At 32.5% G+C, this 11,813-nt stretch carries 11 protein-coding genes; 2 read left to right on the top strand and 9 right to left on the bottom strand.

The annotated features are described in order from the left end of the window. Window positions 1-51: 51 nt before the first annotated feature. Window positions 52-561: a DUF2480 family protein gene (locus OZP06_RS07290; RefSeq protein ID WP_281238449.1), complete on the top strand. Its 510-nt coding sequence runs from the start codon at window positions 52-54 to the stop codon at window positions 559-561. Between the two features lie 75 nt (window positions 562-636). Beyond that, on the top strand, window positions 637-1,566 hold the full coding sequence (locus tag OZP06_RS07295) for a DUF3078 domain-containing protein (RefSeq protein ID WP_269224298.1): 930 nt from the start codon (window positions 637-639) through the stop codon (window positions 1,564-1,566). A gap of 41 nt (window positions 1,567-1,607) precedes the next feature. Here OZP06_RS07295 and hflX read toward each other — a convergent pair whose 3' ends face one another. The 9 genes from hflX to OZP06_RS07340 all read right to left on the bottom strand — a co-directional run bounded on the left by hflX (window position 1,608) and on the right by OZP06_RS07340 (window position 11,797). Then, the gene (gene hflX, locus OZP06_RS07300; protein ID WP_281238447.1) at window positions 1,608-2,852 is read right to left on the bottom strand and encodes a GTPase HflX; all 1,245 of its coding nucleotides are present in this window, start codon (window positions 2,850-2,852) and stop codon (window positions 1,608-1,610) included. Window positions 2,853-3,015: 163 nt separating this feature from the next. Beyond that, window positions 3,016-3,777, bottom strand: coding sequence for a Bax inhibitor-1/YccA family protein (locus OZP06_RS07305; RefSeq protein ID WP_269224299.1), 762 nt, complete (start codon window positions 3,775-3,777; stop codon window positions 3,016-3,018). Between the two features lie 160 nt (window positions 3,778-3,937). Continuing rightward, a complete protein-coding gene (locus tag OZP06_RS07310; RefSeq protein ID WP_281324422.1) occupies window positions 3,938-5,368 on the bottom strand; it encodes a peptidoglycan DD-metalloendopeptidase family protein in 1,431 nt (476 codons plus the stop codon). 101 nt (window positions 5,369-5,469) lie between these two features. Further along, window positions 5,470-6,714, bottom strand: coding sequence for a peptidoglycan DD-metalloendopeptidase family protein (locus OZP06_RS07315; RefSeq protein WP_281238445.1), 1,245 nt, complete (start codon window positions 6,712-6,714; stop codon window positions 5,470-5,472). Window positions 6,715-6,737: 23 nt separating this feature from the next. Further along, a complete protein-coding gene (locus OZP06_RS07320) occupies window positions 6,738-7,541 on the bottom strand; it encodes a DUF4292 domain-containing protein (protein WP_281324423.1) in 804 nt (267 codons plus the stop codon). Continuing rightward, window positions 7,541-8,893: a tetratricopeptide repeat protein gene (locus OZP06_RS07325; RefSeq protein ID WP_269224301.1), complete on the bottom strand. Its 1,353-nt coding sequence runs from the start codon at window positions 8,891-8,893 to the stop codon at window positions 7,541-7,543. The genes OZP06_RS07320 and OZP06_RS07325 overlap by 1 nt, the downstream gene beginning before the upstream one ends. A 131-nt stretch (window positions 8,894-9,024) precedes the next feature. Then, the gene (locus OZP06_RS07330; protein WP_281324424.1) at window positions 9,025-10,035 is read right to left on the bottom strand and encodes a sugar phosphate nucleotidyltransferase; all 1,011 of its coding nucleotides are present in this window, start codon (window positions 10,033-10,035) and stop codon (window positions 9,025-9,027) included. Between the two features lie 92 nt (window positions 10,036-10,127). Next, the gene (gene dut, locus OZP06_RS07335) at window positions 10,128-10,562 is read right to left on the bottom strand and encodes a dUTP diphosphatase (protein ID WP_269224302.1); all 435 of its coding nucleotides are present in this window, start codon (window positions 10,560-10,562) and stop codon (window positions 10,128-10,130) included. Window positions 10,563-10,636: 74 nt separating this feature from the next. After that, window positions 10,637-11,797 carry an IS110 family transposase gene (locus tag OZP06_RS07340; protein ID WP_269222240.1) on the bottom strand — a complete coding sequence of 387 codons (1,161 nt, stop codon included), beginning with the start codon at window positions 11,795-11,797 and terminating at the stop codon, window positions 10,637-10,639. Between the last annotated feature and the right edge of the window lie 16 nt (window positions 11,798-11,813).

The raw sequence follows: 11,813 nt of genomic DNA on the forward strand, positions 1-11,813 counted from the left end.
CAGTTAGAAACTGACTACTAAATACTGACCACTGACCACTAAATATTTAGAATGGAAGAAATAATCAATAAAGTAGCAAATAGTACACTGGAAGTTTTCGATCTTGAAGACTATTATCCAGCTGGAATTCGTGTGCAAATCGATATTTCACAATGGCTTTATGAAGGCTTTTTATTGAAAGAAAAAGACTTTAGAGAACAGCTTAACAAACAAGATTGGTCCCAATACCAAGATCAATATGTTGCAGTTACTTGTGGCACTGATGCCATTATTCCCAAATGGGCCATTATTTTGGTAACGATGCATTTGGCTCCCTTTGCCAAAAAAATTATAAATGGTTATCTGGAAGATTTAGATGCTGCTTTATATGTCGAAATACTTTCTAGAATCGATTATACTGTTTATCAAGACAAACCAGTAATTATAAAAGGTTGTTCTAGAAAACCTGTTCCAATGCTGGCTTATGTTTTGGCAGCACAATATTTGCAACGGCATGCCAAAAGTATCATGTTCGGCGAAGCATGTTCAGCTGTGCCTTTATACAAATCGCCTAAAAAATAATTTTATTTTTTAACAACCTGACCTTTAACGTTTTATTCTTTTTATTATATTTGTATTACAACTAATACTCTTACAATGAAAAAACTAATTCTATTAATATGTCTGTTTCTCCTTTCAACTTTGATTACTGCTCAATCTGCTGAAAAAGATCTAATAAAAAAAACAGAAGATGCAGCAAAAACCATAGACGATACCATTAAAAATGGCTGGAAGTCAAAAGGAAAAGTTACATTTCTATTTAATCAAGCCAGCTTCAATAACTGGATTGCCGGTGGAGAGAATAGCTTCTCAGGTAATCTTGGTCTCGATTATAAAATTGATTACAAAAAAGATGATTATACCTGGGAAAACAGAATTCTGGCTTCCTATGGTTTATTACAAACACAAAATTCCAGTTTTGAAAAGAAAACCGATGATCAACTCGAAATCAATTCAATTGTAGCCAAAAAAACCAAAAGCTATTGGTATTATTCGTTTTTAGTCAATTTCAGGTCCCAATTTACAAGAGGTTTTTTGTATGACAAAGATGTAAATGGTGCAGAAATAAGAGAAGAAAACACCAAATTTATGTCTCCAGGGTATTTGCTTGTTGGTCCTGGAATGTATTGGAAAAAGAATGAGAATTTTAAAATTAATTTGGCTCCTCTAACCTCCAAATTCACTTTTGTAAATAGCCGCTATACTTCAATTCCGGGTTATGTAGATGGCTCCTATTTTGGAGTAGATGCCAACAAAAGCATGTTGTATCAATTGGGATTCAATGCTACAGCTTACTATAAATTTAATATAATGGAAAACGTAAGTGCGGAAAATCTTTTGAATTTATATTCCAATTATTTAGAAAAACCTCAAAATATTGACATCAATTACAGCTTGATAATTTTGATGAAAATCAACAAAGTATTATCAGCAAATTTTAATTTCCAAGCGATTTATGATGACGATGCTTTTGCTGGTTTTCAAACCAAAGAAGTGTTTGGAGTCGCTTTAAACTACAATTTTTAACAAAAAAAAGACCTTTTAGCAATTTACTAAAAGGTCTTTTTTTATTCATCTTGATCAACATTCTCTTCTTTCTCTACTGCATCTTTATAATCAGGATATAAAAACTTATTGTAAGGAAAACGAGTAATGTGTATTTGTCGAACAGCTTCATAAACACGTTCTCTGAATTCTTCGAAATTTTCTTTATTTGTTGCCGAAATAAACAAAGCTTTTTCTCCACCCAATCGGTGCATCCATGTTTGTTTCCATTCCTCCAATGTAAAATGTCTCGGTGTTTTTTCTGTCATTAAATCATCTTCGTCAATGGTCAAATGTTTGTAGGCATCTATTTTATTGAAAACCATAATAACCGGTTTATCATTGGCTTTAATATCCATCAAGGTTTGGTTTACAGATTCGATATGATCTTCAAATTCAGGATGTGAAATATCAACAACGTGCAATAACAAATCAGCTTCCCGAACTTCATCCAATGTACTCTTAAAAGAATCTACCAATTGTGTAGGTAATTTTCGAATAAAACCAACGGTATCCGAAAGCAAGAAAGGTAAGTTTTTAATAACCACTTTTCGAACGGTCGTGTCCAAAGTTGCAAAAAGTTTGTTCTCTACAAAAACATCACTTTTCCCAACGGCATTCATCAATGTTGATTTTCCAACATTGGTATATCCTACCAAAGCAACACGAACCATTGCGCCACGATTACTTCGTTGCACACCCATTTGTTTGTCGATAGTTTTAATCTTTTCTTTCAATAACGCTATACGATCACGCACAATACGTCTATCCGTTTCAATCTCTGTTTCTCCAGGTCCACGCATCCCGATACCCCCTTTTTGACGCTCCAAGTGCGTCCACATTCCAGAAAGTCGGGGTAACAAATATTGACATTGTGCTAGCTCTACTTGAGTTCTAGCATAAGAAGTTTCGGCCCTTTGAGCAAAAATATCAAGTATTAGATGTGTACGATCTAAAATTTTGCAATCGATAATCTTAGAAATATTCTTTTGTTGAGACGGAGACAATTCGTCATCAAATACTAAAGTTGAAATGTCATTCTCTTTTACAAAAAGACAAATTTCTTCCAGTTTTCCGGTTCCAACAAAAGTTTTAGGATTCGGACGTTCCATCTTCTGTGAAAAGCGCTTGACCACTTCTCCACCTGCGGTAAACGTCAAAAACTCCAATTCATCAAGATATTCATTAAGTTTCTCTTCGCTTTGGTTTTGTGTAACTATACCAACAATAGCCGTTTTCTCGAAATTTATTGTTTCTTTTTCTAACATGTCTTTAAATAAGAATACAAATTTAATGATTTGATAGCTACAATCCCTTTTATCCTAATATAAAATGATACATTGAAACTATACAGTATATAAAATGCTTTAGTATCAAAAAAAATACCCTTCTTTTGGAAGGGCATCATTATATAAAAACAATTGCTACATTTTATTTTTTCGATAATTTTGAAAGCAATCTTAAAAATTCAATATACAACCAAACTAATGTGATCATTAATCCCATTGCTCCATACCATTCCATGTATTTTGGCATTTTTTGCTCTGCTCCTTTTTCGATTCTATCAAAATCCAAAAACAAGTTTAAAGCAGCAATTACAATTACAAAAACACTAATCCCAATACTCATCATAGAATTTCCATAATGTACCGGAGTAAAACTTGTAAACATAGAAAATATCCAAGAAATTAAATAATAAGTGGCAATAGCAAGAGTGGCCGCCATTACAACTGATTTGAATTGCTCTGTTACTTTTACTATTTTATATTTATACAATCCCAAACAAACCGCAAAAGTAACAAATGTAGCCCCAACAGCTTGTGTTACTATGCCAGGATATTGAACTTCAAAAATAGCCGAAACACCTCCGATAAATAACCCTTCGAACAAGGCGTAACCTGGAGCTAAATAGGCGGAATATTGTGGTTTAAAAGCGGCGATTACTACTAAAATCAACCCAACAATGGCGCCTCCAAATGCAGGAACAATCGGGTTCATTCCATTAAAAGTAGCCCACCAAATTACAGTTGCAGAAGCAATAAGTAATAAAAAAAGGATTAAACTTCTGTTGATGGTTCCAGCGACTGTCATGTCTTGATTGACATCTATAATTGTTGCTTGATGTACTTCGTCTTTTCTAGAAACAGCAGTTGAAAATGTTTTGTTATTTAAAAAAGGGTTATTCGAATTCATATGTAGATATTTATTGTTTTTTATTGGTCATATGTAATTCGCATATCGTCATTGGTGTTTGTTACCAATATACGGTCATGCTCATTTCATAATTTTAAATTTTATCAAATATAATTTTAATTTTTTAGAAGACTCTTTAAATTTTATTAAATTATTCCTTCTATTTAGGCGACAGCCAAGTTCTTGGATTGGTGTATGTCGTGTTTTGAGTGATTGCAAATTTTAATATTGTTCTTCCATCTCCATTTGTTTTTATTCTTCCTAAACTTTGTCTCGCTGTTACTTTATCGCCTTTACTTACATTAACTGATATCAAGTTTTGATATATTGTAAAAAAGTCTCCATGCTGTAACATAACTACTTTATTTACCGGAGAAATTACGATGACACTATTTACTATTCCTAAAAAAACAGCCCTTGCATTTGCACCAGAACTGGTGGAAAATTCCAGTCCGCTATTGTGAATTACTAATGATTTATACACTGGATGTGCTTGATCTCCATATCCCATGGAGACAAAACCACTTTCAACTGGCCAAGGGAGTTTTCCTTTGTTGGCTTTAAAGCTGTCTGAATCAATTTTACCATCTGATGTTAATTCCATTTTGGTAGATGAAACTGCGGCTTTTGCTACAACTACAGGATCCACTTTGGCGATGGCGATGGCTACATCCTTCGGTATTGGAATTGGTTTTGGAATTGGTTTGGAATTGGCTTTGGCTTTGGCAGCAGCAGCAGCATTGGCGGCGGCTATAGCTTTTGCTTTTTCTATTGCTTTGGCTTTGGCAATTGCGTTGGCTTTGGCTATCGCATCCGCTTTCGCTTTTTCCTTAGCGGCTTTTTCTCTAGCGGCCTTTCTATTGGCTTCTGCAATAGCTTCTCTAATTAATTTATCAATTTTATTATCAATCGTTTTGGCCTCTTTTTGCCTTTTCTTGATTTCGGCTAGAATTTTATTTTTGTCTTTTTTTAATGTTTCAACTAATTTTTGTTGTTCTTGTTTCTCTTTTTCCAAAGACAATTTTTCTTTTTCATTCTCCGTAATGAGCTGTTCTTTAGCACTTTTTTGAACATCCAATTTGGCATTAAAAGTATATAATACGTTGGTTTTAGAAAAAATTTCTTCGCCTTGAATGCGTCTGTAATTCGTATATTGTTTCATATACTGAGCTCTTTTGTATGCCTGCAAAAAACTTTCGGAAGACAATAAAAACATAGCTCGACTTTCTTCAGAACGGCTTTTATAAGATTGAACTATCATTTTGGCATAATCCTCTTTGAGTGACTTAAGCTCTTGTTCTAATTTATCAATTTGAGATTGATTGACAACTATTGAGTTTCCTAATAATTTGGTTTGTTTTTCTGTAGTGGCAATTAATTCTTCTTTAAGTTTAATTTTATTGCTTTGTAAAACAATCGCTTTGGTAGCTGTTTTTTCTTTCTTCTTAACGGATTGAAGTTTGGTTTCGTTTTCACGAATTTCTTGTTGAATTTTAGCTTTTCTTTCTTCTAATTTTTTTTGTTGATTGACCTGAGAAAAAATTGCAGATGTTGAAATTAGAAAAACAAAACTTAGAAAATATTTTAACATATTAGATTATATATGGTGCAAACTTAATGAATGATTTAATAATAAAACTGCACTATTTTCTCATTTCAAAAAAATAGTGCTCTTATTTAGTTTACATGAAATTACATATTATACAACCAAGAAGCAGGGTTGTTATAGGTTGTGTTTTGTGAAATTGTGAACTTTAAAATTGTTTTTCCTTCTCCGTTGGTTCTTATTTTCCCTAAACTTTGTTTGATACTTACTTTATCACCTTTGCTCACAAAAACAGAAGATAGATTTTGATATACTGTGAAGCAATCCCCATGTTGAATCATTACTGCTTTATTCACAGGAGACAAAACGATTACGCTAGTTACTTCGCCACCAAAAACTGCTCTGGCATTTGAACCTTGATCTGTAGTGATTTCCACGCCACTATTGTGAATAACTAGACTTGGATAAACGGGATGTGGCTGATCACCAAATCCAAGTGAAACAAAACCTTTCTCAACTGGCCAAGGCAATTTACCTCTGTTCGCTCTAAAATTATCTGCCAATATTTTAGACTCAGCCGTTAATATAATCCTTGAAGATGTATAAGCTACAACTGGAGCATTTGGATTTGCTTTGGCATTTTCGGTTGCCGCTTTTCTATTGGCTTCGGCAATGGCCTCTCGTATTAATCGATCAATTTGTCGGTCAATAGCTCGCGATTCTTGCTGCTTTCTTTTAATTTCGGCAGTAATTTTTTTCTTGTCTTTTTTGATGGCATTAACCAACTTTAATTGTTTTTTCTTTTCAATTTCAAGAGACAATTTCTCTTTAGTGTTTTCGGCTAATAATTTCTTTTTGGCTATTTTTTGAATGTTAAGTCTATCATTATATCCTAAAAGTTCGTTGGTTTTGGATTTAATTTCTTCGCCTTGTATCTTTCTAAAACTTGTATATTGTTTCATATACTGCGCTCTTTTGTAGGCTTGTAAAAAATTTTCTGAAGACAATAAAAACATAGCACGACTTTGTTCCGATCTGCTTTTATAGGACTTGACAATCATCTTGGCGTAATCTTCCTTTAGAATTACCAATTCTCGATTCAACTTGTTGATTTTAATTTGATTAACATACATGTCATTACTAAGAATCTTAGTTTGTTTCTCTGTAGTATGAATCAATTTTTCTTTTAATTTTATTTTATTGCTTTGTAAAATAATCACATTAACTGCCGATTTTTCTTTTTTCTTTACCGATTGTAATAGTTTTTCATTGGCCAAAATTTCTTGTTGAATTTCGGCTTTGCGTTTTTCCAGTTTTTCTTGTTGCGTTTCTTGTCCCCATATTACGGAGGTCAGACTTATAAAAAACAGACTTAAGAGAAATTTTTGCATCGTACAAATATGTTTGTTCAAATTTACTTAATTAAAATTCGTTTATAACCATTTGGCACATTATAAGGGAAAGAAAGTTCTTCATTTAAGGTAATTGCATTGTAAGTCATATTAATTTCTGTTTTCCCTTTGTCTTGTTCTGCCGTTATAAAAATAGAGGAAGGAAATGAAGAATCATTATACATTTTGAAATCGGAATAGGAAACATCCATCTTTCTATTTTGAGTAATTTGTGCTATTTCTTGCTTGTTTAATAAAAATTTTCCGGTGTCAAAAAAGAAATATTTTTTTACATCATTTTTAGAAATCTCTTCTAATCGATAAGACTGTTCAACTAAAGAGTCTTGGTAATTTCCTTTGGTTAAATCGTCCATAGCTTGGCCAATTAACATATTTTGAACTTTAAAAAAATCCAAATCGGTTCCTAACCATTGACTCAAGGAACTAAAATCACCTTCAAAATAAGTGCCTCCGATTTTTTCGTAATAACTAACCATCGTTGGGGTTATTAAAGCTTTGGCCATAGTAATTCCTAGGAAACGGATGCTTACCAAAATTTGTTCGTTTTTCTTTATCTTGATTTCGGCAGTAACATTTTGTGACTGTTTTTCGTCACTGTATTTTACATTTGATTTAATGTATAAGGTAGAAAACTCATTGCTATTGTTATAATGTTTCTTAATAATTCGCTCCGCTGTCATGCGATTTGTGTCTTCACTTTTGTTTTCTTTTACCACTTTTGCTTTTGCTTTACAGGACACTAATGTTAGTGAACTACTCAAACAAATCATAAAAACAAAAAGTACTCTTACTAAAAATCGATTCATTATTTTTTTCCTTTTATTAATTGATTGGCATTATTAAAATATAATTCTTTTTTGGTAGTATCGCCTAAACCACTGTAGGCTTCACCAAGTTGTATATTAAAATTGATTTCTAAACTTTGATTATCTACTACATAATCCATTCCCATTTCAAGTATCTCCTTGGCTTTCTTGAACAATTTCAACTGATTGTTGGCCATTCCAGCATAATAATAAAACTGCGGTTCGGATGGATAGCTATCTATCATTGCCATTGCTTTTTTGACTACGGGTTCAAACTGTTTAAGTTCTGTATTGGCTTGAAGCCAAAGCAAGTTGGTTTCTAAATCAATTTCTGAATTATTTTTTGCTGATAAATCATAATATTTAATTGCCTTATCCCATTGCTTTTTATTGTGAAAAAACTTGCCTATTTCTTTAGCTACATTTATCTCATTGTCGTTTTCAAAATACCCAATTGCGGCATCCAAATCTGGAATAAATTGAGGATTTGTATTGGTGAAAAGTAAAAATTCATTCAGAATTCTATGCTTAATCTTCGAATCAATTTTAGGACTTGCCAAAACTATATTCATCGATTTTACTGCATTGGTACCGTCATTATTTTCGAGATAATTTTTAAATAAACTTACTTGTGCCCAAACCGATTCCGGAATTGCTTTTTCCAATTGTTTAGCAACTTCCTGTGCTTTAGTTTCTTCATTATTATTAGAATATAAAAAAATCAATGCAATGTAATTGGATTCTTCTTTTGGGTTTTTATCAATCAGTGCATTTAAATTATCAATTTCAGAATTTTGAAATTTCCCTTCCGAGAGGATTTCCATTTTATACATTTCTCTTCTCTCGGTTTTTCCAACTTTTTCATTCAATTCATTAATTCCAACTAATGCTTTGTCATATTGTTTGGTTGCCATGTAAAGTGAAACTAAATCTTCCTTGTATTCTGCATCAAAAGGAATGATTTTATTAACAATGATAATGGCTTGATTGAAATCTTTGGTTTCATAACATACATCATACATTCCTACCCAAAACCATTTATTTGTAGGATCTATTTGTGTAGCATGTTCAAAGGAGGAATAGGCGTTTTTATAATCTTTGGAAGCTAAATAATTTTTTCCCATTTCAAAATAAATGCTAGCTTCATTGGGCTTCATTTTTAAACATTGGTCCAATGCTGCTAATGATTTATCATAATTTTCAATACTTTTTTGAAAAATAGACTCATAGAAAAAATCTTGGAATTTATCATTTTCCACTATTATTTCCTCTGGTTCGGTTTGAGCCAATACACTTAAAGTATTGCTTAGCAATACCCAAAAAGTGAATATGTATGTCCATTTACTTATCATTGAGAAAAGAAGTCTTTGAAAATAAAATCGTTATGATTTCTTATTGTGCAAAATAAATTAAAAAAACAACAAAGCAGCATAATAAAAACTTAAAAATGCTGCTTAATTTTTTGTACTATACTCATTTCAAATTATTCTAAAACCGAATAATCTCCAATACTTATGTTTTTAAAATTTCCGTCAAAACTGGCATGATTACCAATCATCGCATTGTCTAAATTGGCATTTTTAATATGCGAATGTGTTTGTATCAAACTGTTTTGTATTGTGCTATTTTGAACATGACAAGCATCCCCTAAAGAGACATTAGGACCAACAGTAGAATTTATTAAAACAACATTTTCCCCAATATAACAAGGAGGAATAATGGTGGAATTTTCTAATTTAACTGATGGATCCACTAAATTCACTCCGTCGTTTTGAAGAAAGCCGAGCATTCTAGAATTAGTTTCAACCGTTACATCTTTGTTACCACAATCCATCCACTCATCTACTTCTCCTGGAACAAAAATCATGCCTTTGGCCATCATTTGTTTTATTCCGTCATTAATTTGATATTCACCTCCATGAATAATGTTATTATCTATCACTAATTGAAGTTCATTTTTTAGAACGGCAACATCTTTAAAATAGTAAATTCCGATAACTGCAAGATCCGAAACAAATTCCTTTGGTTTTTCAACCAATTCTATTATTTCATTGGCATCGTTTAAGTTTACCACACCAAAAGCTTCTGGTTGATCCACTTGTTTTACCCAAATAACACTATCCGCATTTGCATCCAAATCAAAATTGGCACGGATTAAAGTATCGGCATAAGCAATTACTGCCGGCCCGCTTAACGAATCTTTGGCGCACATAATGGCATGTCCTGTTCCAAGCGCTTCATTTTGATAATAAATAGTTCCTCTGGCACCGAGTTTTTGAGCAATTGCAACTAGATCTTCTTCTACTTTTTTTCCAAAACTTTCGTGAATAACGAAGGCTATTTCTTCTATATCTTGATTTAAAACCCCAGCAATATCCTCGACTAATCGATGTACAATTGGTTTTCCAGCAACTGGGATTAAAGGTTTAGGAATGGTTAATGTATGTGGGCGAAGGCGAGATCCGCGTCCTGCCATTGGTACAATTATTTTCATATTCTTTTTATTAAAAGATTGAAAAATTAAAAGATTGAAAGATTAGAATCAAAAATCATTCAATTATTTAATCTTTAAATTATTAAATTAATTTATTTTACTCCTGTACTTCCAAAACCGCCTTCTCCACGGGATGTTTCGGTTAATTCTTGTACTTCAATCCAATCCGCACGTTCGTGTTTGGCAATGATGAGTTGGGCAATGCGCTCTCCATTTTGGATAACAAATGGATCGTTAGATAAATTTACTAAAATTACTCCAATTTCGCCTCTATAATCGGCGTCGACTGTTCCTGGAGCATTTAGGACTGTTATACCATTTTTGGCTGCCAAACCACTTCTTGGCCGCACTTGAGCTTCATAACCAATAGGTAATTCTATAAAAAGTCCTGTTTTTACAATGGTTCTTTCCAGTGGATTCAAGGTTATAGATTCGGTCAAATTGGCTCTTAGATCCATTCCAGCCGAAGCAATAGTTTCATAATTTGGTAATGCGTGTTGCGATTTGTTTATGATATTGATTGTCATGTTTACTCTAAATATTATTGATTGTAAAAAGCCCTAGGTACTATCTTCAATACCTAATTTATTTTGGTTAATTTTTATATATTTGTTACACCGAGAGGAAGCTTCTTGCGATTATTCACTGGATGTTTACCTTGTGTAGCCTCAATTTTTATGTTGGGGCTATTTTTTGCTATTGTGTCTTCTTCGAAGCCAATTGCCCGAGAGGTCAACTTTTGCTCCTCTTCTTGGATATTTAGCTGATAAATAGCATCGTAAGCTTCATTCTTTTTCCATAAATGATAAATCATTGTCAGTATCTTTTTTTGAACCGCCACATAACTTTTCATTTTTATTCCATGTTTTTCATAGGTTCTATCATATAAATCTTTGAAGGGTTTAACTTTGCATTGAATAACTACCAATGACGGCATATGTAAGGCGCGTCTTATTCTTGAATTCCCTCTTTTTGATATTTTGGTTTTACCAACACGCTTTCCTGATTGTGCTTCAACTACGTCATAACCCGCATAAGACACTAACTGTTTGTAATTCGTAAATAATGTAAAACCGTTGGTTTCAGCCAAAATAGTACTCAATGTTAAAATTCCTAATCCTTTCATTTTCAATATATTTTCAGTCTTGTCATAAACTTCTTTATTAGATTTCAAATGAATCTTTATTTCTTTGTCCAACTCTTTGAGCTGTGTCTCAAATAAAATTATGGTTTGCTCTAATTGATTTGTAACTGAATCCAAATGGTGCATTGCAAAACTCAACGCATCTAATTGGTTTTTTAAAACCGTTTTCAATTCGGTAACATTTTGATGTTGCCTTGTCAACAATCGTAATTCATAGAAAAAGGATCCCATTGGTTGCCATAAATCTAAGCACTGTTCGGCTCCCATTTGTGATAATCCTTTGGCATCAATGCTGTCATTTTTTGATTTGAGCCCAATAGCTTCCAAATATTTTTTTGCTTTATTAGGCAAAATTATAGAAACATCAAATCCTTTCCCAAACAAACAATAAGCACAATTCTCATGATAAATCCCTGTAGCTTCCATGCAAATTACCACAGGAATAGTTTCCTTTTTATGCTTTAAAATCCACTCTTCCAAAGAAGAAAATCCTTTTAATGTGTTAGAAATAATGGTACTTGACTTTACAGTTACCTTTTGTTTTTCATCAATAACACTAATACAAGCATTAATTTTTTTGCTTGAAACGTCTAATCCAACAGAATACTTTAAATTCATAACTCTTTGATTTAGA

Origin of the sequence: Flavobacterium sp. IMCC34518 (assembly GCF_027111095.2) — a bacterium.
Lineage (GTDB): Bacteria > Bacteroidota > Bacteroidia > Flavobacteriales > Flavobacteriaceae > Flavobacterium > Flavobacterium praedii.